The following is a 23,531-nucleotide window of genomic DNA, read 5'->3' on the forward strand; positions in this document are numbered from 1 at the left end:
ATTTGCCGTCCTGGCGAATATGAAGCTTGTTCATTGTTTTTGAGGACACTATCACATCTTGCATATAGATCTACCCCCCTTTTTGGTACTTTTTCATGAGCGAGCCCGTCAGGTTGGAGGATCGCCTGCAGGCATACCCTAAAGGGCACGCAGGGCTCCTACGGCGGGTGGTTCGCGCCTCGAGAGGTGCTCCCACCTGTCAGGGCTCTGTCTCGAACTGGCGGGCGTCCTGCTCCAGGGGGGCCTGGTGGTAGCCGAAGATCATGACCTGTTCGAGGTACACATCCATGAAGGCGCCGATGGAGCCGAGCACTTCGTATTGGTGGACGTGGCGGAATTCATGGCTGTAAAGCCGGGCGGACTGGCAGCCTTTGACGATGTAGATAGCATGGCCCAGCGTGAGCCCCATGACCTGGCCGCTTAACATGCCGACGCTTTTCGCCAAGCCATAGACCACTGGGTCTTCCTGGAAGGGGATCTCGTCCACCAGCATGATGCGGATGCGCTCGGGCTCTGCCACGCCCACGCTTCTGGCCATTTCCATGCCTTCTTCGTTGAGTTCGGCGCCCTGCTCCTGAATCAGGTCGTGATGTTTTTTGGCCCACAGGACAACCAGGGGAAGATAGGTGCGCAAGTCTTTCATGTTGACTCCCACTAACGGCCGCTCTGGCTGATCAGGACTTGCGCTTCGCGCACCAGCTCCGGTTCCGCGCGACCGAACAACAGCTCGCAGGCGGTAAAGGGGTCGGAGGTGGTTTTGCCGGTGCGATAGAGATCCAGCAGTACGCCGGGGCTGACCATTTCCAGCGGGATGACTTCGGCAACGTGCTCTGCCATTTCTGTCCAGCAGCTGCGGCAGTAGACCAGAATACGCCCTGCACCCTGTCCGCCATCATAGGGGATGGTCACCAGGCTCAGGCCTTTGCCAGGATCGCTTGCGTCCGCGCCACCGCAGCGTGAGCAGCTGGCCTCTGTTTTCATCATGGTGTTTTCAGAGTGTTGTGACATTCCTTCCATCCCCATCGCAATCCTTGCAGTGATCACAGTATGTTTTTAGTGTGGTCATGCCAATACTGGCTACATAAACATGTCGCATTACGGCATATGTCGTGTTTTCAATCATGTTCAGGCTATTTGTGCCCCGCCCATGGCCCTTCCGTAACGAAGGGGTCAGGATCTATAACCAGTGGATGCGCCCATTCGGCGCCCTTCCATTTTTCCGCATCGGGGTCGAAGGGGTTTGCGGGATCCAACCGCGGCCGCTTGGCGCTATAGACAAAGAACGTCGTTCTTTCATTCATGAGACGAGCGTAAAGCGCGGATGCTTCTGCGGTGCACACCCTGTACTGTTCGTTGAAGATCAGCTCATCACTATCGACTGGTGATTCTTCCCAGAATATCCACCAATCATATTTGTAATGTGCGGGTACGGGATGAACATTGTTGCCATACATCCACCAACATAACGCCACATCACTCATCTTGCGGTATCTCTCAATATCAGAGAACCGAATCATCCAACGCGGAGAATGTTGACCACTCTGCATATTCAGCCCCTTCAATTTCCATTCAACTCCGCCTCCGGCCAAACACTATCGATAGGTTGTCCGGAACCCCCGCTTCAATGACGGCCTGACGCCAGCTCCCGACTTGCTCTGCAGCTGTCCGCTCCCGGTGATATAGATCCCGAATAGCGGCATCGCCGATGGCATCATGCAGCCCATCGCTGCACAGCAGCAGGCCTGCGCCTTTCTCCAGGGCTGTCTCCTCATAATGGAGCGCGAAGCCGTACTCTTCGCTGTCCGCGGTCAGGCAATGCGCCAGGCCCTGATAGATCTGTGCGTAGGCGACATCGTCATCAGCGCGGACTTCACCCGTTGCGATCAGGGCATTCAGAATGGTGTGGTCATAGCTGAGCTGCCGACATGAACCATCCGCGCTGAAAAGGTAGGCGCGGCTATCTCCTACGTTGACGATCTCGCAGCCGCTTTCTGTCACACGGGCGGCAACCAGGGTAGTTGCCGAGCCATGGGTGTCGCCACCAGCATAGCGCGCTGCCAGCTGTGCCTGGGTGTCACGCACCTGCCTGCCTGTGAGTCGCGACTGATGGTCGTGGCGTGACAGGGCTTCGACCACAAAGCGGCTCGCCCGCGCAGGCCGGGTGCTGGCCGCCACGCCGTCGGCCACAGCCAGCAGTACGGGAGCACTTTCCTCATGACTGGAAACATTGGCGTTGCGTGACTGCAGAATGGATTTGCCCGTCCAGATGGCGTCTTGTTGCTGACGGCCAGCGCCGCCGCTGTGCTGCGAGTAGGCGATATCGAACATCCCCCTTTCCCCTGCTTCTACCCTGCCTTTCCTCTCTCGCACACGCGAGAGAGGCCACTTGCCCGACGGTGTCAGCGCCCTCAGTGCAAAGACGCCATAAAGCCGATGGGCTGGGATGGTTGCTGTTTGTAGCTGAGGCAATCGCGCAACATCGCCACCAGGCCGGCTGCGTCCGGCGGGTTTCGCAGAACACGGATGCGGCGGTAGATGGCGGCAAAGTCACCTGGGGTGAGCATCGCCATCCCTTCGAGCATGCTTCCAAGCACCTTTTCATCAGGCAGCGGGATCTGGTAGGCAGCGGCCAGATCCTTGAACAGCAACAACACGCCTTGCTGATCCAGACAGTCGAACCGCACCACAAAGTCGAAGCGACGCATGGCGGCCTCATCGACCCGATCCAGCAGGTTGGTGGTGGCCACGAACAGACCCTGAAAATTTTCCAGCGAGGCGAGGAACTGGTTGACGTGGGATACCTCCCAGCCGTGTTGAGCTCCCTGTCGGCTACCCATGAAGCTGTCGGCTTCGTCGATCAGCAATACCGCCCCTTCCCGCTCGGCCTGCGCAAAGGCTCGGGCGATGTGCTTTTCCGTTTCTCCTACATACTTGTCCACCAGGTCGGAGGCCTGGCGGATCATCAGCGGGCGCTGGATGCGATCCGCCAGCTCTTTGGCCCAGGCGGTCTTGCCAGTACCGGGCGCGCCATGCAGGCAGAAGCGCACCGGCACCTCCGGGTTGACCTGATCGATCAGGGTCGCCACATCTTCCGAGGCACGCAGGCACTCACCACGCCATGGCAGGCCCTGGTGAGTTTGCACCTTAAGACGCTCTGACACGCCCATGGCCTCGAAGCGGGCATTGAGGTTGTGAGTGACCAGCTTTTCCGTATCGTTCTTGCCATCAGTTGCCAGGCTGACGAACTGCAAGCTGCCATGCAGAATGGCCGGTGACAGGCTTTCCAGCTTGATAGCCTGACTGAGAAACGCCTCGGACACCGGCTCCCCTGCCATGGCTTCCCGCACCAGTCGCTCGCGCTGGGATGGTCCCGGGCTGTCCATGTGAACCACATGGGTAAAACGACGCAGGAAAGCCGGATCCATGTCCACCCGGTTGGAGATCCAGATGGTCGGACGCGGATTGTTTTCCAGCACCCGGGTCATGCTGGATTTTTCCGTCTGCCGGCGTGATGGCATAAAGAAGAACGACTGGCTATCACAGAGGCAGTCTTCTGCTTCATCGAATACCACCAGGGTTTTGGGATCATGGGCGATGGCACGCTGACAGCCACTGTAGCGGCCCATTCTTCCCCGCACACTCAGCGCATCGCCGTCGCGATCATCCTCCGGGACAAAGGCAAGGTTCAGGCCCAGCGAATGGCCAATCACCTTGGCCAGCTCGCTCTTGCCGGTGCCCGGAGGGCCATAGAACAACACATTGATGCCCTTCAATGAATCCTGAATAGCACGTGTCAGCAGGCGGGACAGCATGGCGATTTCATCCTGCAGCTCCACGTAATCATCCAGGTTGAGGCTGGACGCTTCTGACTCACGGTAGAACAGGCTCACCAGGTTCGCGTCAGTGGCATCTGGCACCTGCAGGCTTTCATTGAGCTCATCTTCCACATCCATCATGCAGGTGAGATCCTTGCCGCGAAAACCGGAGGTCAGGTCGATGGTGAGCAAGCGCGTTGTGCGCAGGACACCTGCAGGCTTCAAGGCACCCTGCACTTCCTGCTCAGGGACATCGATGATCCTCGCCAGCAAACCAGACAACTGCCGCATGGAGCAGCCCTTTACCAGACTACCGGCCTGATTGAGCAGCTCGCTGGAATCCATATAGCAGGCGAAAACCAGCAACCGCAGCTCCGCCTCGGTTAATGACAAACGGGCGCCAAGGGTTACCACGTTGCGATACAGATCATCTGCGGCCAGCAGGTCATCGATTCCATGCTCCCCGATGATCCTTGCCAGGGCCTGGGGCGGCCGGCGCAGCCGAGCCTCACGGGAGGGCAGAAACCCCAGTAGCTCGAGAATTTCATCATTCTCGAACCGCTTTTCATGGCGACACCAGCCGGCCCGCCATGCGGATGAGAAGGAAAGCACCCGCGCAATCCAGTGACGAATCAGCGCGCTGTTATTCATGGCGCCGGTTGCCAGTACAGAAGTGTTATCCAGTTTGAAGTGCATCCCTTTCTCCCCACATCACCAAATCTTGATGTGACTATTATGGAATGCCTTAGCGACAAATTTTGTCGCACAAAGGACCACAATGAAGACATCTGGAAATATCAGGGGCGAGAAAGTGGCAAACGAACAGGCAATACGGGCACTTCAACGAGGCAAGATTCTCATCACCGGGATATGCGACAGCGCTATCAAGGCGGCCATAGCCTTTGAACAGGCTTACGACGGACACGCACCGCCATGGAATGACGACTATTGTCCTTTTGACTTCTGTGTGGACATGGACGAATTAAAGGAAAAAGTGCTCCTCCACAGTGATCGCTTTATCGAGCTTTCCCGCTGGATTAAGGCTCACGACTTCAACCCGCTGGATGAGATTGCGGCCATCAGGCATGAAGAAGCAGGCCTTTCCGAACATGAGCAAAGCAGCCCTCTCTACCTGCTTGCCATTGAGTCCAGAAACCCTTGGGTGATTGTGGATGACGCCAGCCCCGAAATTGATGAGAACCTGCAGCCTTGTACACTGCAGTTTCTCGGAAGGCTGATATTTCAGTGGAACGAAGCATCTAGCGGCCGACATAAAGATCCTGAAGAGGTTCTCCCAACCCTGCAGCGAGACATTGACGAATTGGTTACCCTGCCTGATTACCCGTTCTTGATACTACCGCTTTCGCTAAAACCACTTTCAAGCAAGGGGAAAGTGATGCAGCCATAACATCCTCAAGTCACTTCCCATTAGCTTTCATATCGTCCCAACCCGTTTTGGAGCTCCTTTATCATCTCCCCTCTTAGTTTTAACGGTTTGACGACCTCCACATTCGCACCCAGCCCCAATATCCACCATTTCAGCTCTTCCGTGTTCTGCACCTCCACACGCAACTCGGTTACACCTGGCTCAACCTCCTTCAAGGTCTGGGTATCGTTGACCGGGGTTTCGTAGAGATGATCTGCTGCACGCCCATACAGTCGCATCACCAGATTGATGGCGTTTCCGTAGGGAAGATTCATGTTGCCGTCTTTGAGGTAGGTCTCCAGATCAAAGTCGGAGGCTCGCTCCACTTCATCATCCAGCACACTCACCTTGCTCAGGCGATGCAGGGCAAGATGGCGGTAGTCCTCGTAGTTCCAGAAACGCACGATTAGATAGCGCACCGCGCCACGATCTACCAGCGCGTAGGGGTGCACGCGGCTGGGTTCTGATTTCCCCTTGTACCAGATGTCCATCTGCCGGTTGAGATACAGGGCATCGTAAACCTGGTCGGCAATACCGGTGGGCACTCTGGCCGGCTGGAGATGAAAGCCACGAGGGACATAGGCGACCTTGTCAGACCAGTAGCGCTTGCCCATGGGGCGGTGCCGTTCAAACCAGCGCCGGGCTTCGTTGAAGATCGGATCCAGCTTTGCCAGCACATCCCTGGCCATGAGAGGCATCAGGTAGCGGTGTACCAGATCCCAGGTGGCGGCCATCTGGGCGTCCATACCGGGAATGGAAAGGTTCTGCTTATGAGCCACCGACCAGCCATAGGGGGTGGACTGGTCATCACAGTGGATTAGCGCGCCAAAGGTATCGGATTCCGACAATTCCTTGAGGTAGCGTTCTATAGAGCGACGCGAGATGTCATGCCCCTCACTGGTCAATCGCTGGTGGAGCTCATGACTGGTGGTTTTTTGTGGTGACCGCGGCAATGCCTGCAACAACGCAATGATGCGATAGGTCTTGTTATCAATACTGGCGCCTGCTGCCATCCCATCCTCCCTGACTGTGATTTTTATTATCACAGCCATTACGACAGAAACTGACGCTCCCATCAAGATACTGCATATACCCGGCAGGAACCCGGGGTATCAGATCAATAATCAGGAGCAAAGATAATGGGGAACAAGTTTTTCCGGATTGTGGGGGTAGCCAGCTACATTCTGGCTGCGCTGGCGTTGGCTATTGCCATCTTCGCTACCATTGCCAGTGGCAGCGCCTGGCTGACCGGGGTCGATGAAGATATCACCAAGCCAGAGATTGGCATGGAAGACTACCGGGAATCCGTCAGCCCCGAGGTTGATGACGGGGACAGCCTCAGTCTCGACGAGACTGAAACAGTGGATTGGGAAGCCAGGAAGGCTGCCATTCAGGAACGGATCAATAATCTTACGGTGCTGGTCAACAAGTACGCCCGCCTTACCAGCCAGGGAAGCGCCGACAAGGACAGGCTCCGGGACTGGTTAATCAATCAGACGGACGACCTTTCTCATGAAGATCTACTGACGTTTCTGGACAGCCTGAACCGCAATGTCGAGAACGACCTGGTCAAGCCGGCCGAAAATGAAGACAGCGAGCTACTGGTGACCAATGTGCCCGGCCTGGAGGATATCGACAGCACCCACATCAAGTGGGACAGCTATCTGGGATGGTTCACCCATGAATATATGGCGCGATATCAGAAGGAGTTGTCTCGCATCCAACAGGAAAAGATGGATCAGGCGCAGGCCAAGGCAGGATCACTGGCCACCCTGATCATTGCCGGCTGCGCCTTTGCGGTGTTTGTCTTCGCGACAGTCATTCTGTTGTTGGTGAGAATTGAGAGTAATACGCGGGATTGATCTACCTGCCCCTCTTCGCAAGGAGAGGGGCAACCTACCTTTTTCTGCAAGGCCAGGGGCGCAGAGCATGATCTACAACATTCTTACCGGCGAATACCACCTTCCAGTAACAAGGTCGCAGCACTGCCTCTCTCCCTGCATGCAAAGCCTGACGTTTCATGGCGAACAGCCGCTGCGATTCCTGTACGCCAGCGGCAAAGGAAACTCCGTTGCAGAATCCTTTCATCGTCACCATAACCAGCTGGACATCCTTCTTCGCACCAGTGCATCTACTCAGATTGACCAGTCCATCAGAAACATGGTGGCCATGACGAAGGAGATACCATCTTCCGGTTTCAATTTTTTTGACGTTCAAGAACAGATTTCAAAAGCCGGGCATGGTGTCTCGGTATTTGGCAGCGGCGAAACCAGCACCATGGCAACCCTGGCGGCTATTGCGTCTTTGCGTGAGATCAAAGCCTCCGCCATGGTCAACCCGGATTTGATCATCGTGATTGGCCGAAGCCAAGGCTCAGACGAACGATCCCTCGGCCCTATTCCAGACATACTTGAGTGGGAGCGGGTTTCCTACAACCAATGCTATCTTGCCGGTCATATTCAGGACCAAAACCTCCAGAGGGTAGAGGTCAACCTGATCGCCATCTGGTTTTATCCTGTCGTGACACTTGATTAACGACGACACATGGGGCCGAGACTAGCCCATCATCCGGATTGGATCGCGATGCTCTATCTCCAGCTTTTCGCCTGTCCAAACCGCATCAGATGAGACTCTTCGCCAGCCATCACCCTGATTCCAACGCTTCAGCACTATCTCTTCGATGATGTCAGCAACATAAACTCGGTCGCCCGGCCGTATATCAGGCGGGATCATGTAAGCAGCCAAAGGCGAGGGATGACGATCATCATCGTGGCGAACAATGATAGATGCAATGCCATTCTCGGTTCCCTCCAGGGGCCCCACCATTGACCGAAAATCACCTGAGTAAAGAATGGTGTTATCTTCTGGCCGAAAGCTAACCCAGAGTTTCTTTCCAAGTCCACTCTTGTAATCTGCCGCCACAAACAGGGGCCGATAACCGCGCCTGACACCCTCTTCAATGGCTGCCAGGGAGCGTGCCGTCTGAATAATAGGGAGCCCTTGCCGGGTTATTCCCTCATAACCACACTCCCTGCCATCTTCTGAGGCTACAGACTGATGGATGGTGAGCTCGGGATGCTCACTGCTGAGGTGCAGGCACATCTCTGGATTCACCTCCACCAACGCTATAATCTGTTCTTCACTGAAACGGTTAGCATTCACCACACACTTCCGGCACGAACCACAGTATTTCTTCAGATAATCCGCCGACCTGCCACGCATTCTTTCCTTCCACTCAAGCCAGGCTTCGCGCTCGCTCTCCTCCGGCTCTTGCTCCGCTTGAGCGGCCAGAAAAAAGCGGATATCTTGCTCGCTTTTCTGCTCCAACTTGCCATCCACCCTCAGAGGCTCATCCCATTTTTCGGGAAGAGGCATGAGTTCGCCCCACTTCTTTTCCAGTGGGCAACTGATGACCTTGATCAGATCACCAGCATTGGTTTCCAGGCGTTGTGTTGATGGGTCGTATTGCATGATTCCTTCCTTGAGAAGACCGCGCCGCCAGCGACGCTCCTACCGTCAAATCTGCGGTGAACGCTCTACCCAGATATAACCTTTCTTGCTCAGCGGCTCGCCTTCCCAGCGATACGCTGCCAGCTTGCCCTTGTTTGCACTGACAACGCTATAGTCCAGACAGGCAATATTGTCAGCCAAAGGTGCTGGCCCACCTGTTAGCCAATAATGGCCGACAAACACCGGCTTCTCGTTGTCATAGCCCGGCAGGATGCCGCTTGGCACCGGTTCATGAGGAATTCGCTCTATGACGTCCGCTGGCACCATGGCCAGGTCCCGGTAAGTGTGGGTGTGCTGCAGCCACCAGCGTGTGCGGATGTCTTTGCGAGGATGGCCATCCTTGTCATGGAAACCATTTCCTTCCGGTAATGGAATCTCGAGTCCTTTCAACAAGGTTTCAACGGCGCTGTAGACCCGATGATCTTTCCTGCTGGCCGGACACCATGCCTCTTCCTTCAGACTGTTATCCCTGCCCAGCCACGGCTTCAGTTCTTCAATGTATTTAGGATGCCAACAGGCATGCACCGCACGCAGCTCTGGCAGATCCAGGTAGACGGGCAGCGTCTTGAACCAGGCGACAATGTCGTCGTGCAGCTCCGAGCCTTCGCCGACCTGCTCCAGAAATTCACGGTGCTGGTGACGATTCTTGGCATTGTGTGGCCGCAGGAACTCACCGGGCTGATGCGGATCTGGCGTAGCCCAGGCCACCGCATTGAATTCGTGGTTCCCCATGATGGCGAGGGCATGCCCCGCCTGCTCCATGGCGCGCACAATGCTGACCACTTCTACCTGTTGAGGCCCGCGATCAATGTAATCGCCGAGAAACAGCGCCTTGCGCTCTGGATGCTGCCAGACACCGTCGATTTCGCTGTAGCCCAGCCGGGCCAGCAACTGCTTCAGTGGCTCAGCAAAACCATGAATGTCACCGATAATGTCGTACATGTGTTCCCCTTCTCTCACGGTCTTCTTTCATTAACGGAGCGAGCAACTGCTTAGACTGGGAACGGGCCCCTCCCGCTCGCCGATGATGTCTCCGTTCACGTCCAGCAAAATTGCCTTGTCGATGCTATGGAAGAACCAGTATTGCTGAATCGCGCCCCACATCTGCAACTCACCCCCAGTATCAGTCATATGCTTGCGGATACTCCTGCGGGCCTGCTCTATTTGCAGATGCATTGGCAAGCGCAAGAATTCAGCGTCAAAATAAAGATGCCGAAATTGCTCCATGGCCGCCAGCGCGAATATGGGCTGGTTCTTTCTTGTAAATCCTGTATCCACCCACAGATAGGGCCTGAAAGCTGCAATCATTTCTTGATGCGCTTTGATAGTGAGCCTGATCGCTGTGTCGACAATTTTCGCGTCCACCTCCATCACAGCGCAGAGTGAACGAAAAAATTCTTCATCGTTATAGTGGGCGTCATTAGCGCCATCAAGAAGCCCCCAGTCCCGGTCATTCAGCACCCGGTCCAGGCGGGCAAGATGGCCCTGATCGGGTTCGGAATAGCCCATCTTCTTGAGGATCTCCACACGCTTGCGTTTCGGCGCAGCGTGCAACAATCTACCCTTCAGTTTTGATACCATGCCTCTTTCTCCTTCTTCGCTCCTTATCAGCGCCTTATTTACTCCTTATTGATTCCCTGACATCTCCTGGATCGCCTTCCTGGCGGGGGCTAAATCACACCCCTGAACCAACGCCTCACTGAAATAATCCACCAGAACAGTCATCAGTGCGGCCAGCAGCGGCACCCCTTCGCCCAATAGAGCATCGAGCGATCTGGCTACGGCATCGTATTCATCTGTGCAACCATTCTCTTTGCAGCAGGTACCCATGGGGTCAGTGTCATAAAGCGCCTGGGAATAGGCTTTCCAATGACTCATCTTGCTCATAATGATCCAGCTCAGTTCATCCTGTGGAAATAGAAGGTCCCGTCCAGCTCTGTCAGCTGATAGGGAAACCGGCTTGTCAGCAATCTTGCTACCCGGCAGTACAGTTTCCTGCGACGCTCAGTGAGTGCCGCAATGGTGAAATATGGCGGACGTTCGTTACCGATCCAGCTCAACAGGTAACGCCAGGACTGGCGTAATGCGGTGACCGGCATTCTTGCCACACCAATGTCATCGGTCACTGCTGGCACATAATCCCTATCGAAGGGGTCGGTTTCTGGCTGGAATGTGGGTGATGCCCCGCCGATGATGGCCAACGTCACGTCATTCGTGCGGGAGATCTGGAATTCGTAGACCAGATTGTCCACGGTGTAGGTCTGTCGCATGATTTCCTCCTGAAATCTGCAGGCATTACCAGAACAGGCAATGCGGAAGGTAGCCTCCTTGCTACTAATCACTTTTTCCTTGTGACACACCAAGGATATGTATTTAATATAATCGTGTCGATACTGATTACATGAACACGTCGCCTTTTGGCGCATATCGTTTTTTGGATCATATATGGCTCGCACTGCAGGAAAGAACGCCGCCGACTGGCCCCTACGCTGGGACCTTTTACTCCGTTACCGGCTGATAGAAGTCATTGCCCTATGGGAAGGGCGATTGACCACCAACCATCTGCAACGGGCATTCGGCATCGGTCGCCAGCAGGCCAGCAAGGATATCAATCAGTACCTGGCGGAATTCGCCCCCGGCAACCTGGAATACGATCGTTCCCTGAAGGGCTACAAGCCTGCTGCTGCTTTCAAGCCGGTGTTCACTCGCGGCCAGGCCGATGAGTACCTGCAGATGATGCATGCCCGGGAAGACCTGAGCTGTGCATTCGAAGCACTGGATGTCCGCGAGCTGAATACCGAGGTGCTTTTGCCCCCCTCACGGGATCTTCGCCCGGCGGTGTTACGGCCCATCCTGCAGGCCTGCCGGGAAGGATTGCGGGTGGAGATTGAATACACCTCCCTGAACAATCCCGAGCCGGAATACCGGGTGATTCAGCCTCATACCGTGGTACATAACGGCATGCGCTGGCATGTACGAGCCTGGTGTGAAAAGAACAGCGATTACCGGGATTTTGTGCTGAGCCGGATTATGGACAAGCCGGAGATCACCCTGCCCGGCGAGCAAGGTGCAGACCAGGACAAAGCCTGGCAGAAATCACTGACCTTGAAGGTGGTGCCCGATCCGCGCCTTTCTGATGCACAGCAGAAAGTCATTGCCCGTGATTACGGGATGACGCGTGGCGCCCTGTCCATCCCCTGCCGAGCTGCCATGGCAAATTACATCGTGCAGCTATTGCGGCTGGATAATCATGATCATCGCGGCCCAGAGGCGCAGCAGGTGGTGCTCGGGAATATCAAAGAGGTGGAAAAGTGGTTATGGATTGAAACCTAATCAGGTAGCGATCATCCAGGCCCATGGTGTAGTGGTTGTCGTGGCGAAATACCACCTTGCTGCCCGCCAGGCCGAACCAATCTTTCACCGCTGCTTTCTGGTCTTTTGTGATGGTTTTCAGGTCGGTATAGGCAACATGCCGCCTCTCGGGAACGGAGTATAAAAGCCGGCCACGCAGCACCTGGTCATAGCCCAGCCCCATGGCGGCGTTGAGCATTCCGCCATCCTCCAGGGCGGAGTGCCAGTGCTCGACATGAGCCCAATGGCTATCAATCCAGCCCAGACTGTCCGCCTGCTCCAGCTCAGAGGACGACTGCTTGCCAATGACCGTCCCCTGATACACCCAAAAAATTCCGGTAACCACGCTCATCATCCAGCCCCCATCCGGCAACCATTCTTTTACCGAGGCTCAATCAGGCCAGTAGAGGTTCGATCTCTGCCATTGTCTTTACCCCCTCCAGCTCTGGCGAGGGCTTTTTCGGGCTCCAGGGAAGTGCCTCATTCTCGATGATATCCCGCTGAATGGAGCTTGAAATGTTTATCATCCTGCCTTCCCGTTCAGCAAAAACATCTCTGGCCAGACAAAGCTCCACCCTTTTCCCTTCCTCTAGCGCCCAGGTAATCCGCAACTCCTGATCATGGTGAAGGTGATCTCCATATGTCAGCAAGCCCATTCCCAGAGAGACAGGATAGGATCCAGCATAAACGGGATTATCATCTACCGTAATGACATAGACACTTTCACCAACCGAACTGAATTCGTTACGGAAGAGTGACAGCTCAAGATTCAAATCCCAGACCAGGTCATCATCGAACTGAAACTTGACGGGTTTCTCTGAGAGTAAAAACTTTCCCACCTTGATAAATTCATGACGGGTGTGTTTGAACTTGAACCTTTCCATAGCTCTCCCTTCTTGTTCGTCTGCTAGCCTTCAAATCCACGGCACGGCTTCAATGACCACTTGTCCAGCGACACATCCTGACCAAGCTCTCTTTCATAGACGACTTCAAGAACTCCGTCCGGCAATGACTTCAGGTTTCTGGAGCCATTCGCAGCTGGCCAGACAATGGCTTTGACAAAATCAGGAGAGTAGCGGTCGACCTCGGGAATAATAGCCCGAATGAGCTTCTCCAGCGCCTCCGTCATCTCAGCATTCCCCTTGAAAAGGTCAGTGAAGTTTTGCAGCTGGCAATCCAGGCGTGTGAGCTCTCTGGCATATTTGAGCTCGATCAGCGCCGGGCGCCAATCAGCCTCACCCTTCCTCTTCCCCACCGCCAGCAGATCACAGCGAACTATCCCGTCTTTCTTGTCTGCACTGAGATAAACATGATTTTTTGAGTCTCCCAGTGAGATCTCATCAAGACAAAACCTGAGTTCATCAAAGTGATCCTGCAGCCCCAACACCTGGATCAGATCTCTCTGGCTTCTCATCGCCATTCGGATGATATAGGTTTGCAGCCTTCGCTCTTCCTTGTTGCCTTCTACTTCTTTTACGTCGACTTTCGCATCCTGCGAAAATCTGGACCGCACGCTTTTCAATGTCTTGAGAGAACTTTTGCCATAGCCAACCAGGGGCGACTCAGGCGCAAGGGAGACGGGGCGGAATGACTCGCCACAGATCCGGACATACTTGTCTTCCCTTGCCCATTCGTACAGCTGGTCCTCAATATCGTGAAGCTCTTCTGCCCTTTTCTTCATGTCTGAGGACAACCTTCTCAGAACGACCGCAGGCACATCCATTTTCTCATTCCCCATAACAACATCTTCCTTAATTATTCTTGTGTCGATATCCAGGATACGAAGACCTGTAGTGGTCTAATGAATCCGGACACCAACGTAGGTGGTAAAGTTACCACCTTAATCGAGGTGTCAGATGACCAGAAAACGACGTTCCTTTACTCCTGAGTTCAAGCAGGAAGCCGCCAGCTTGGTGTTGGATCAAGGCTACACTGTTCCCCAAGCCAGCACATCGCTTGGTGTAGTTGAGAGCGCGCTGCGGCGCTGGGTCAAGCAGCTTGAGGCTGAACGCCAAGGTGTTACCCCCAAAGGCAAGGCTCTTACCCCGGAACAGCGCCGGATACAGGAGCTTGAGGCTCGGTGTGAGCGCCTGGAACGGGAGAAGAACATTCTAAAAAAGGCTACTGCTCTCTTGATGTCGGACGACTGGAATCGTACGCGCTGATTGACCAATTAAGTGAGCAAGAGCCTGTGGAATTGGTCTGTTCAGCGTTTAATGTGCATCGTTCCTGTTACTACGAACACCGTAAGCGGTGCCGTCGTATTGATGCGGAGAGGGTAGCCTTGAAAGCCAAAGTGAACTGCTTATTCAATCAGAGTCGCAGCTCGGCGGGAAGCCGTACGATACAAGGGCTCCTCAATGAGCAGGGGGAGGAAATTGGCCGTTTCAAGGTACGCAGTCTTATGCGTGAACTCGGGCTGGTCTGCAAGCAGCCCGGGCCTCATGCTTACAAGCAGGCGACAGTAGAGCGGCCCGATATACCGAACCATCTGGATCGAGAGTTTACGGTGGCAGCCCCGAATCAGGTGGTGTGGAGATATCACCTATATCTGGACGGGGAAAGGCTGGAGTTACCTGGCTGTCGTGCTGGATCTCTACGCCCGGCGAGTTGTGGGCTGGGCCATCTCCAGCCACCCGGATGCAGATCTGGTGGTGAAGGCCCTGGATCATGCCTGGGAGCAACGAGGTCAGCCTGAGAAAGTCATGTTCCACTCGGATCAGGGCAGCCAATATGCCAGTCGCATGTTCCGGCAGCGGTTGTGGCGCTATCGGATGCAGCAAAGCATGAGCCGGCGGGGCAACTGCTGGGATAATGCGCCAATGGAAAGGCTGTTCCGTAGCCTGAAGTCAGAATGGGTGCCGACAATGGGCTACCGCAACTTGCCTGAAGCAAAGAAAGATATCGGTGACTATCTGATGGGTTACTACAATCACCACAGGCCACACAGCTACAACGGCGGAATCGCCCCTGCGGTGGCAGAAGAAAAACCTAAATCACTGTCCGGGATTAGTTGACCACTACAACCGTTCCTTTCCGTTTCATCCCTTCGACCCCCTATAGCACCAGCTCATCACCGTTGCTCATTTGATGAGTATTCTCAAAATGACGATCAAAATCAGCGGCATTCAAGGTGTGCACCGGAACCAGTCGCTTCGGCGCAACCCCATCCGCCAGCCTCTTCAATGTATGGAGATACGCATGGCCACTGGTGTGTAGGTATTGCCACTTCGCACCCGCAAGCTCCTCAATTCTTGAGAATGCATCCTGCTTTTCCCTGTAACCGTTCCACATTGAATACACCAGCTCGGGCTTCACTCCTGCCTCCATGAAACCCCGGCACAGACTTTTTGTGACCCCATTTGAGACTCTGAAAAGGTACTTTCCCGAGCTGAAATCAACCTTCGATCGATTGATATGCCTTGGTGCATACCGCAGCAGATAGCCTTCTCCCCACTGACGAACCACAGTATCACGCTGATTTTTGGGGTAATACACCTTCAGGTGATCATTGGCGTGGGGAGGAAGCCCCGGAGATAGGGCCTTCAGTTTATCCAGAAGGATCATCTGATAGAGATCGATCACCAGCTCCCTTCCCGAACGCCTGGCCGCACGATAAAGGCTCACTGTTCTGTCGATATTGCTGCCCGAGCCTGCCACGAACACCGGAGCCTCCTGACTGGTCATCAGGTCAACCAGCGCCTGCTCGATGGATCCTTCGTCAGGAAAGGTGGAGGGATGCCCATCATCCAGCGTCGTGCCCTCCATCAACATGACATCCGGCTCTCTGACAGCATTGATCACGTAATCGAGAGTTGCGGATTTGCGTCCGTGCCCGCGGAAATCCCCGGTATAGAAGACGGCTTTTCCATCCACCTCCACAAGCAGGCTGCAGGCACCGAATGCCGAGTGATCCATCAGGAAAGCAGTGACTTTGAAAGGACCAACCTCGAAGACCTTCCCCGGGCGATACGTCCTGCATCCATCCAACCGGGCAACCCTCATGGAGCCATCGTAGAAGGCATTACCGACTTCCATCAGCACTTTGGCTGCCTCACTGATAAAAACCGGAATGTCCCCAGGCACGTAGTCGATCAGACCATAGTGGTCCGGGTGAGCATGGCTGATGATAAAAGCCAGAGGCCGATTATCGTTGCTGACCACATCAAGGAGAATTTGGTTTTCCAGACTGGGGGCCTTTGTGGCTGCAGCATCAAGCTCGCGCCCGCCGGCGGCCATCAAGGGCATGCCATAATCGAGGATGATGGAATCCTTGCCATGAGATATGCGGATACAGCTGCCGCCAATCGTATCCGCTCCCCTGTGCAACGTAACGCTAGTCCTGATCTCGCTCATCCAGCTTCCCCCTCTGGCAATATCGGCAAGATCCCATATTACGAATACGATATAGACATGGCCATACTGGCTACATGTTCATGTCGTATTTTGGAATATGTCGCATCTTCACGCATATCCCAAAGAAACCTCTATCGAGTCAACTGGCTCAGGGAAATCACACTCTAAATCTGAAACAGGTCAAGAGGCACTGGATTAAATCTTTATACTCAATATATGGCATCCTCAGCCGCTTTGGCTGCACTTCGCTAGCTGCTCAAATGAACCATTCGATCGATGGTTGGTTCTCGGTAATTTTGGCCCGACATTGACCAAGTAGGGGCCCATATACATGGCATCTCCCATGTTACCGTAAATAATGTAAGCAACCGTCCAATCGAAATTAAATAGATACTAAAATCTCATAAACCCTATCACCAAACCGTTGAATTGACGCGTTTCTCACAAGGCCATTAGCATTAACCATAAATGGAACAACCACTACAAGTGCTCCATCACTATTACAAACCCATCGCAACTCTCTATCATCTATAATCTCCGTGTTAAATTCCGCCCCCTCTTCATGAAAAGCCTTTAAAAAGTCATCAGCATATGACTTACCCAAGCACAATATTAATTTTGGCTTGTATTTCTTGGCCCACCCTCTTATTTGAGGAAAGCGACATTCACTGCACCACTCCAGATAATCAAACTTACTCCCAAACCCGGTAACAACCTCAAAATCCTCAATCCATCTCTTCTGGCTGGTATCCTTAAACCCTATGGGGTACAGATTCATCTTGAAATAACCACTGTCACACCCAACAAACGGCTTATTATTCTCTGCAAAAGATTTATATTCCTCCACAGATCCACCACTAATTGCAGACAGAATCTTCATGACTTGCCAGTTGAAGATATAAGCGAGATTCTCTTGCCAGCTGGAATATCCTGGAGGAGGGGTAGAAACATCATCTAAAAGACTTCCTTCCAGTTCGACAGGAGAATGCCCTCCACCCCATTCAATACCACAGACCCAAACCGAGGGCTTATCGGGATTGCCGATATCACCCCCGTCGCATCCAGAGTATCCAGCCCCCCACTCTTCGAATCTATCAACAACCGACATAACCCCACCCTTCTTTTCTTACTATTCCTGCACTTACGATATCGCGATAAGGCGAAACTTATTGACCGTGTGTTTTGCCTCTTTACTTGACAAAATCCTGTGCACGACCCTCTTGAATGACTCGTCATCCTCCGCTCTATCTTCGCCTACTGGCTCGACACTGCACTTCACGATCGCAGGATATATACCTCCTCCGTGTGTTACCGACAGTAGCTCTTGCGCCATATCCTCATTGTTTTCAGGAAAGACAGTAAACGATATCTTAATACGTCCAGAATCATTGATTTGCTTGACATCGGCTAGCACCAAGCCTTTCAAGCTTGATTCAAGGTATTCTTTCTGAGCGTTCAATATGTGCTTAGGCAAATCCATATCTGGAAGCTCGGACAAATCACCCCACAAGTTTTCAATATCTGCCATTTATCCCCCTTTCATTTATCAATAATTAATATCTAAAGCCAATCCGATATGAGCATATCTGATTACTCTTATCTCATGTGTTAATTATCAACATTAATATTTCCCACAGCCTTTCATTGATTTAAACGCCCACCTATCAGCCACACCTTATCGTTTCAGATTGAGCAATGATTATTCAAGAATTTTTCAAATACATATCACCCCAATGAAGCCAGGAAGGAATCGCCTTCCTGGCCCTATCTCATGGAGGTTTCATGATCATTCAATGTCCGTCCTGCCGCTCTATCCGGGTCGTCGCGTTGCAAAATGGCCGCAAAGTTGGCGGTTCTGTCGGTACGGTTGCCGGAGCCGCCAGCGGCGTTGCCATGGCAACTAGCGGAGCTCGCGTCGGTGCGACCGTCGGTATGGCGTTTGGGCCTGCTGGATCAGCTATTGGCGGCATCGCCGGTGCCGTGCTTGGAGGCCTGGCCGGAGGAGTCGCCGGCGGTGAAGCGGGTGCTGCTTTGGGCTCCCGGCTCGACGATACCTATCTCGACAACCTGGAATGCCTGGACTGTGGACACAGCTTTCGCCTGGACTCCGAGTAACCCCTTCTCTTATCTGCTCATTTTTGAAGCCCGCCTTGTGCGGGCTTCTTTATGCCGCTTTGGAGGCCTGAATGGATATTCCCACTTTCGTAAAGAACGAGCAGGGCCTGTACCACGTACAGGGCTGCGTGAAGCCCGAGGAGATTGTCAGCACCGCTGCCACTATCCTGCTGGATGAACTTACCAACCGGGAAGCGCTGACGGCACCCACCGATGTCGCTCAGTTCCTGCAGCTGGCTCTGGCTCAGGAAAAGAACGAGGTCTTCTCGGCCATCTTCCTCAACAACAAACACAAGGTGCTCAGTTTCGAGACCTTGTTCAACGGCACCATCGATAGCTCTGCTGTTTACCCCCGTGTGGTGGTGCAGCGTGCTCTGGAGTGCAATGCCGCTGCCGTCATCTTCGCCCACAACCATCCCTCGGGTTGTAGCGAGCCCTCTAATGCGGACCGGCAGATCACCAAACGCCTCACTGATGCCCTCGCTCTGATCGATGTACGAGTGCTGGACCACTTTGTGGTGTCCCGTTCCGGCTACGTCAGCCTGGCCGAGCGCGGCTGGCTCTAACCCTGCCCTATTGGGCATACGCTCATTAACAGGAGATTCACCATGGCACATCTTGTCGAAAACATGGCCTATGTGGGCCGCACACCCTGGCACGGACTGGGCAACCAGCTAGCTACCCAACAACCGCTGGAAGTCTGGATGCGCGAAGCTGGCATGGATTGGGAGATCCGTGAAACCCCGGTCCGCTTTATCAGTAGCGAGGCTGGCGCTCTCGGTCAGATTTCGTCGTTCCCGGATCAGAAGGTGCTGTTCCGGTCTGACAATCAGGCCCCCCTGTCGGTAGTGAGTAACCGCTTCAAGGTGGTTCAGCCCCGTGAGGTACTGGAGTTCTACCGGGATCTCACCGAGCAGTCAGGCTTTGAACTGGAGACCGCTGGTGTACTGAAAGGGGGCCGCAAACTGTGGGCACTGGCACGCACCGGGCAAACCGGCTCCTTGGCGGGCAATGACCAGACCAATGGCTACGTGCTGCTGGCCACGGCCTGTGACGGCACTCTGGCCACCACGGCGCAGTTCACCAGTATCCGCGTCGTGTGCAACAACACCCTCGCCGTCGCGCTAAATGGCAACACCCATGCGGTGAAGGTACGCCACAGCACCACCTTCGATCCGCAAGCGGTGAAGCAGCAGCTGGGAATTTCGGTCTCTGCCTGGGATGACTTCATGTATCGCCTGAAGGCCCTGAGCGAGCGGCGCATCACCCGCAAGACCGCCGAGAAGGTCATGCAGACCATCTTCACGGATACCGGCTATCAGCCACCGGGTATGCCGGTGAAGGCCAACGAACAGGCCATGAAGAAAGCCATGGCCCTGTATGACGGTGCCGGTCGCGGGTCGGATCTGGCATCCGCCAAGAACACGGCCTACGGCCTGCTCAATGCAGTGACCGAGTTCGTGGACCATGAACGCCGCGCTCGCAGCACTGACAACCGGCTGGACTCGGCCTGGTTCGGCAAGGGTGCGCAGATCAAGCAGCGTGCTCTGGAGCAAACCTCCCTGCTGGTCGCCTGACTCAGGCTTACCGCTTACCACTCCCCTCTCTACTTCCTGTTAAAAGACAACTGGAGAACACCATGAATCTGAAATGGCTCTACCGCCTGTTGGCGGTATGGGACTGTCGCCCTATGCCTGCTGAATTGTCAGCGGTGTGGGGCGCGTTCCTGCATGAAGGCCTGATGTGCCATCCCGGCGATCCGGGTCGGACTCGCCGCATCCTGGAGACCTGGGACAGTGGCTGCATCGAACTGATCATCGCCACCTGTGAGTACCTGGATCCGCTGTGGCAGACGGTCTCTCACATCTGGTTCGAACCCCGTGGTCGCCCTGGCGTCTTCGAGTACGAAGTGGTCAGCGAGCTGGGCGAATGGCTCGGTGAGCAATTACTGACTCACGGCCACCTGCCCAGCAACAAAGAGGCCGAGCGTTACATCGAAGCGTTGGTGAATGACTTCTTCGAGATTGGCGAGGAAGCCTCTTCCTCTTCAGGTCGCGCCGCATGATGTCATTTAGATATTGCCCTCATTCACCACTCTCACCTTACCCCTAGCCCCGTCCTCTGTGCCGGGGCTTTTCTTTGTCTGGAGCATTCTCATGGCACAACCGAAAAGCACCGCACCCGGCCAGCGCCCTGCCCTGCGCCTGGTGTCGACCAAACGCATGAACCGCGAAGACTGGCTGAAGATCCGCAAGCAAGGCATCGGTGCCAGTGATGCCGCTGCAGCGGTAGGTATCAGCCCGTACCAGTCCCCACTGGAACTGTGGATGATCAAGACCGGTCGGGATGGTCTGTTACCCGCCCCTGATCCCGATGACATTCAGTCCCCCCTGTACTGGGGCACGCTGCTGGAGCCGAAGGTAGCCGAGGCTTACGCCAAGATCACCGGCAACAAGGTACGGCGCGTGAATGCCGTGCTACAGCACCCGGATGACGACAAGCCTTGGATGCTCGCCAATCTGGATTACGCTGTGGTCGGCAATGACGACGTTCAGATACTGGAGTGCAAAACCACGGGCCAGTACGGGGCCAAGCTGTGGGCGGACGGGGTTCCCGAGTACATCCAGTGCCAGGTGCAGCATCAGCTGGCTGTTACCGGCAAACAGGCTGCCGATGTGGCCGTACTGATCTGTGGGCAGGAGTTGCAGATTCACCGGATCGAGCGGGATGAGGCACTGATTGCTCACCTGTACGAGCTGGAGCGGGAATTCTGGCAACTGGTAAAAACGGACACTCCACCGGACCCGGATGGCTCCGACTCTGCCGGGAACACCCTGCAAGCCCTCTACCCCCAGGACAAAGGGGAAACCGTGGATCTCACGGATAACCCTGCCATGGAAGGCGACTTCAATGAGCTGCTGGATCTGCGGGACACCCTGGGCCGGTTGAACGACCGAGAATCCACCCTCAAGCAACGCATCCAGCAGACCATGGGGCTGGCCAGTAAGGCCACCTTCAGCGAGGGCTCCGTGACCTGGAAGCGCAGCAAAGACTCCACCAGCCTGGACAGCAAAGCCCTGCTTCAGGATCAGCCTGATTTGCTCAAGCACTACCCCAAGCACAAGGCGGGCAGTCGCCGGTTCCTTGTACGCCCAAACCCCTAACCTAAACCTCAAGCGGCATAACAGCCGGGCCAGGCCCGGCTGCATGTCTGTGTCTGCTTTAAGGAGAATCCCATGATCAAAGGACTCACCATTACCCCACCCGTGATCGGCCGTATCAGTATCGGTCGTGTAGTGGAGAAGAACGGCAAGCGTCTGCCGGAGAAAGACGATCAATTCACCATCACTACCCAGATCCAGTCTAAGGAGGGCTGGCTGCCTCACCCGCTCGATGAGGCCCTGCGTAAGGAAACCCAAGGCAGCAAGCTGCGAAGCATTCCTATTACCCTGCCCTTCAATGACCCGGACTTGAATCTACGGGCCGAATACACCTTCTTCGAGCGCAAGAGCGGTAGGCCGCTGTGTGCGGGAGATGGGGAGAACTGCCGACGTCATACTGACAAAGGCTTGGAATCCCTGCCCTGTCCGTCACCAGACCTGTGTGACTACGGCAGCCATGGGCTGTGTAAGCCCTATGGTCGGCTGTACGTCCAGATCGGTGACGATGATGAACTGGGTTGCTTTGTGTTCCGGACTACTGGCTACAACAGCATCCGCACCCTGGCCGCACGGCTGCGATACTTCCATGCCATCAGTGGCGGGAACCTTGCCACGCTACCGCTGGAACTCAAGCTACGCGGCAAGAGCACCACCCAAAGCCACCGGGCACCAATCTACTACGTGGATCTCACCCTCAGAGCGGATCAGGACATGAAGGAGGCTGTCACCCATGCACGCGAAGAAGCAAAGGGGCGTGAGGCTCTGGGAATCAGCCAGGCGGAGCTTGATAAGGTCGCTCAGGCCGGACTGATGAATGCGCAGTTCGAGTATGCGGAGGACGAGGGGCTGCAGGTAATAGACGAGTTCGCTCATGGGGAACAGAAGAACCCGGCAACCCAACAACCCTCTCAGGCGCTGAGACAAAAATTAAGCGAGAAACAAGGCTAGCCCAGCATGGCGAGCAGACCTGCTCGGCGCTCTTTCGACAACCCCCGGTAGCGCTTGACCAAGGTGGCCTCTTCTTCGGAGTTCACCTGTGCACCATAGCGCTCAACAGGGTCAGCAATGCTATCTGGCTCCAGACCACAAACCAGCCGATCCAGCGACACTCCAAGCACCTCTCTCAACGCAGGCAAAAGCGCGAACCGAGGCTTCTCTCGACCACTTTCCCACGCAGAAACCGATGCCTTGGTGACGTGAAGCATCTCGGCAAGCTGTTCCTGTGTTAACCCCAGCTGCTTTCGCGCAGACCTTAACCGCTCAGGAAACCCTGACATGCAGGACCTCACAACAAAAGTGAAGTCACCAAACTACGGCTAAGCCTAACACCTGTCGTATGGCATTTCTTGACTATAGATATTCAGATTAACCATACTTCGTGGTTTGGCATTGCCTGACTATTAGACAACCCCAAAAGGACTCAACAACAAGGAGTTAACCATGAGAAAAACAACTTTCGCTGCCGCACTAATGGCCATCACTCTTTCCGGCTGCTCCGATCTCTCGGAGGTCATCGAAGTCGGCACCGCAACAAGACACACCGCATATGCCGCAATGAACCCCCAGTTCGTGACCATCAGAAGCCTCGTAGAGGAAGTGGAAATCCAGGAGGTCACAGTTAACCGGGGGGAATGCCGCGTCATCAAATACAACGGAAGAAGCCAACTGCCCAAGACAATCAAATTTGGAAAAACAGCCAAGATCCAAGTCAACAATGACTGCGACGTTCTTGAGGCTGAAATCGAAACCGATCAAGGGGCTGGCACCTACAGCTTCGGCGGTTAACCACCCCCCAAT

Annotated in this window: 31 protein-coding genes and 1 pseudogene; 13 read left to right on the forward strand and 19 right to left on the reverse strand. The window is 54.7% G+C overall.

The genetic code is table 11. The features are described from left to right. Positions 1-199: 199 nt before the first annotated feature. From KZ772_RS11690 to KZ772_RS11710, 5 genes are all read right to left on the reverse strand, one after another. Positions 200-643 carry a hypothetical protein gene (locus KZ772_RS11690; protein WP_290536746.1) on the reverse strand — a complete coding sequence of 148 codons (444 nt, stop codon included), beginning with the start codon at positions 641-643 and terminating at the stop codon, positions 200-202. Positions 644-654: 11 nt separating this feature from the next. After that, positions 655-1,008 (reverse strand): hypothetical protein, encoded by a 354-nt coding sequence (locus KZ772_RS11695; protein ID WP_290536747.1) that lies wholly within the window; start codon positions 1,006-1,008, stop codon positions 655-657. Between the two features lie 122 nt (positions 1,009-1,130). Then, a complete protein-coding gene (locus tag KZ772_RS11700) occupies positions 1,131-1,481 on the reverse strand; it encodes a hypothetical protein (protein WP_290536748.1) in 351 nt (116 codons plus the stop codon). An 88-nt stretch (positions 1,482-1,569) separates the two neighbouring features. Next, complete coding sequence (locus tag KZ772_RS11705; protein WP_290536749.1) at positions 1,570-2,328, reverse strand: protein phosphatase 2C domain-containing protein; 759 nt, start codon at positions 2,326-2,328, stop codon at positions 1,570-1,572. A gap of 80 nt (positions 2,329-2,408) precedes the next feature. Then, a complete protein-coding gene (locus KZ772_RS11710; RefSeq protein ID WP_290536750.1) occupies positions 2,409-4,511 on the reverse strand; it encodes an AAA family ATPase in 2,103 nt (700 codons plus the stop codon). Between the two features lie 82 nt (positions 4,512-4,593). On the opposite strand from KZ772_RS11710, the gene KZ772_RS11715 reads away from it, so the two are divergent. Continuing rightward, a complete protein-coding gene (locus KZ772_RS11715; RefSeq protein WP_290536751.1) occupies positions 4,594-5,223 on the forward strand; it encodes a hypothetical protein in 630 nt (209 codons plus the stop codon). 20 nt (positions 5,224-5,243) lie between these two features. Here the strand turns inward: KZ772_RS11715 and KZ772_RS11720 are convergent, their stop codons facing one another. Next, complete coding sequence (locus KZ772_RS11720; protein ID WP_290536752.1) at positions 5,244-6,254, reverse strand: WYL domain-containing protein; 1,011 nt, start codon at positions 6,252-6,254, stop codon at positions 5,244-5,246. A gap of 126 nt (positions 6,255-6,380) precedes the next feature. Between KZ772_RS11720 and KZ772_RS11725 the strand changes: the two genes are divergently transcribed. Continuing rightward, on the forward strand, positions 6,381-7,103 hold the full coding sequence (locus KZ772_RS11725) for a hypothetical protein (RefSeq protein ID WP_290536753.1): 723 nt from the start codon (positions 6,381-6,383) through the stop codon (positions 7,101-7,103). Positions 7,104-7,170: 67 nt separating this feature from the next. Continuing rightward, entirely contained in the window at positions 7,171-7,776 is a 606-nt protein-coding gene (locus KZ772_RS11730; protein WP_290536754.1) for a hypothetical protein, read from the forward strand. A gap of 21 nt (positions 7,777-7,797) precedes the next feature. Here KZ772_RS11730 and KZ772_RS11735 read toward each other — a convergent pair whose 3' ends face one another. Genes KZ772_RS11735 through KZ772_RS11755 form a run of 5 tightly spaced genes read right to left on the reverse strand, consistent with a single transcriptional unit; the run spans position 7,798 to position 11,021 of the window. Further along, the gene (locus tag KZ772_RS11735) at positions 7,798-8,712 is read right to left on the reverse strand and encodes a hypothetical protein (protein ID WP_290536755.1); all 915 of its coding nucleotides are present in this window, start codon (positions 8,710-8,712) and stop codon (positions 7,798-7,800) included. A gap of 45 nt (positions 8,713-8,757) precedes the next feature. After that, on the reverse strand, positions 8,758-9,693 hold the full coding sequence (locus KZ772_RS11740) for a metallophosphoesterase (RefSeq protein ID WP_290536756.1): 936 nt from the start codon (positions 9,691-9,693) through the stop codon (positions 8,758-8,760). A gap of 30 nt (positions 9,694-9,723) precedes the next feature. Continuing rightward, entirely contained in the window at positions 9,724-10,332 is a 609-nt protein-coding gene (locus tag KZ772_RS11745) for a hypothetical protein (RefSeq protein ID WP_290536757.1), read from the reverse strand. 45 nt (positions 10,333-10,377) lie between these two features. Next, entirely contained in the window at positions 10,378-10,638 is a 261-nt protein-coding gene (locus tag KZ772_RS11750) for a hypothetical protein (protein ID WP_290536758.1), read from the reverse strand. Positions 10,639-10,649: 11 nt separating this feature from the next. Continuing rightward, on the reverse strand, positions 10,650-11,021 hold the full coding sequence (locus KZ772_RS11755; RefSeq protein ID WP_290536759.1) for a hypothetical protein: 372 nt from the start codon (positions 11,019-11,021) through the stop codon (positions 10,650-10,652). 175 nt (positions 11,022-11,196) lie between these two features. On the opposite strand from KZ772_RS11755, the gene KZ772_RS11760 reads away from it, so the two are divergent. Continuing rightward, positions 11,197-12,084: a WYL domain-containing protein gene (locus KZ772_RS11760; protein ID WP_290536760.1), complete on the forward strand. Its 888-nt coding sequence runs from the start codon at positions 11,197-11,199 to the stop codon at positions 12,082-12,084. On the opposite strand, the gene KZ772_RS11765 is transcribed toward KZ772_RS11760, so the two are convergent. Genes KZ772_RS11765 through KZ772_RS11775 form a run of 3 tightly spaced genes read right to left on the reverse strand, consistent with a single transcriptional unit; the run spans position 12,047 to position 13,840 of the window. Further along, on the reverse strand, positions 12,047-12,448 hold the full coding sequence (locus tag KZ772_RS11765) for a hypothetical protein (protein ID WP_290536761.1): 402 nt from the start codon (positions 12,446-12,448) through the stop codon (positions 12,047-12,049). The two genes, KZ772_RS11760 and KZ772_RS11765, sit on opposite strands and share 38 nt — an antisense overlap. A gap of 49 nt (positions 12,449-12,497) precedes the next feature. After that, positions 12,498-12,986 (reverse strand): hypothetical protein, encoded by a 489-nt coding sequence (locus KZ772_RS11770; RefSeq protein ID WP_290536762.1) that lies wholly within the window; start codon positions 12,984-12,986, stop codon positions 12,498-12,500. A 23-nt stretch (positions 12,987-13,009) separates the two neighbouring features. Then, entirely contained in the window at positions 13,010-13,840 is an 831-nt protein-coding gene (locus KZ772_RS11775) for a hypothetical protein (protein WP_290536763.1), read from the reverse strand. A gap of 118 nt (positions 13,841-13,958) precedes the next feature. On the opposite strand from KZ772_RS11775, the gene KZ772_RS11780 reads away from it, so the two are divergent. The 3 genes and pseudogenes from KZ772_RS11780 to KZ772_RS11790 all read left to right on the forward strand — a co-directional run bounded on the left by KZ772_RS11780 (position 13,959) and on the right by KZ772_RS11790 (position 15,119). Continuing rightward, complete coding sequence (locus KZ772_RS11780; protein ID WP_008930594.1) at positions 13,959-14,267, forward strand: IS3 family transposase; 309 nt, start codon at positions 13,959-13,961, stop codon at positions 14,265-14,267. 131 nt (positions 14,268-14,398) lie between these two features. Continuing rightward, positions 14,399-14,485 (forward strand): annotated as a pseudogene (locus tag KZ772_RS11785) (hypothetical protein); the annotation flags it as partial. A gap of 139 nt (positions 14,486-14,624) precedes the next feature. Beyond that, positions 14,625-15,119 (forward strand): IS3 family transposase, encoded by a 495-nt coding sequence (locus tag KZ772_RS11790; RefSeq protein WP_290539475.1) that lies wholly within the window; start codon positions 14,625-14,627, stop codon positions 15,117-15,119. 40 nt (positions 15,120-15,159) lie between these two features. Here KZ772_RS11790 and KZ772_RS11795 read toward each other — a convergent pair whose 3' ends face one another. From KZ772_RS11795 to KZ772_RS11810, 4 genes are all read right to left on the reverse strand, one after another. Continuing rightward, positions 15,160-16,458: an MBL fold metallo-hydrolase gene (locus KZ772_RS11795; protein ID WP_290536764.1), complete on the reverse strand. Its 1,299-nt coding sequence runs from the start codon at positions 16,456-16,458 to the stop codon at positions 15,160-15,162. Positions 16,459-16,840: 382 nt separating this feature from the next. Next, positions 16,841-17,566 (reverse strand): hypothetical protein, encoded by a 726-nt coding sequence (locus KZ772_RS11800; RefSeq protein WP_290536765.1) that lies wholly within the window; start codon positions 17,564-17,566, stop codon positions 16,841-16,843. 33 nt (positions 17,567-17,599) lie between these two features. Continuing rightward, positions 17,600-17,986, reverse strand: coding sequence for a hypothetical protein (locus tag KZ772_RS11805; RefSeq protein WP_290536766.1), 387 nt, complete (start codon positions 17,984-17,986; stop codon positions 17,600-17,602). 425 nt (positions 17,987-18,411) lie between these two features. Beyond that, positions 18,412-18,549, reverse strand: a complete 138-nt coding sequence (locus KZ772_RS11810; protein WP_290536767.1) for a hypothetical protein — start codon at positions 18,547-18,549, stop codon at positions 18,412-18,414. Positions 18,550-18,644: 95 nt separating this feature from the next. Between KZ772_RS11810 and radC the strand changes: the two genes are divergently transcribed. The 5 genes from radC to KZ772_RS11835 all read left to right on the forward strand — a co-directional run bounded on the left by radC (position 18,645) and on the right by KZ772_RS11835 (position 22,682). After that, positions 18,645-19,139: a DNA repair protein RadC gene (gene radC / locus KZ772_RS11815; RefSeq protein ID WP_290536768.1), complete on the forward strand. Its 495-nt coding sequence runs from the start codon at positions 18,645-18,647 to the stop codon at positions 19,137-19,139. 42 nt (positions 19,140-19,181) lie between these two features. Further along, entirely contained in the window at positions 19,182-20,150 is a 969-nt protein-coding gene (locus KZ772_RS11820; RefSeq protein WP_290536769.1) for a DUF932 domain-containing protein, read from the forward strand. Between the two features lie 62 nt (positions 20,151-20,212). Then, entirely contained in the window at positions 20,213-20,638 is a 426-nt protein-coding gene (locus tag KZ772_RS11825) for a hypothetical protein (protein ID WP_290536770.1), read from the forward strand. 91 nt (positions 20,639-20,729) lie between these two features. Continuing rightward, positions 20,730-21,737, forward strand: coding sequence for a lambda-exonuclease family protein (locus KZ772_RS11830; protein ID WP_290536771.1), 1,008 nt, complete (start codon positions 20,730-20,732; stop codon positions 21,735-21,737). Between the two features lie 72 nt (positions 21,738-21,809). Next, entirely contained in the window at positions 21,810-22,682 is an 873-nt protein-coding gene (locus KZ772_RS11835) for a hydrolase or metal-binding protein (RefSeq protein ID WP_290536772.1), read from the forward strand. Here the strand turns inward: KZ772_RS11835 and KZ772_RS11840 are convergent. After that, a complete protein-coding gene (locus KZ772_RS11840) occupies positions 22,679-23,011 on the reverse strand; it encodes a helix-turn-helix transcriptional regulator (protein ID WP_155134642.1) in 333 nt (110 codons plus the stop codon). The two genes, KZ772_RS11835 and KZ772_RS11840, sit on opposite strands and share 4 nt — an antisense overlap. A 163-nt stretch (positions 23,012-23,174) precedes the next feature. Here KZ772_RS11840 and KZ772_RS11845 point away from each other — a divergent pair, with 163 nt between their 5' ends. Continuing rightward, positions 23,175-23,519: a hypothetical protein gene (locus KZ772_RS11845; RefSeq protein WP_290536773.1), complete on the forward strand. Its 345-nt coding sequence runs from the start codon at positions 23,175-23,177 to the stop codon at positions 23,517-23,519. Positions 23,520-23,531 lie beyond the last annotated feature (12 nt).

Origin of the sequence: Alcanivorax sp. (assembly GCF_019431375.1) — a bacterium.
Classification (GTDB): Bacteria; Pseudomonadota; Gammaproteobacteria; order Pseudomonadales; family Alcanivoracaceae; genus Alcanivorax; species Alcanivorax jadensis_A.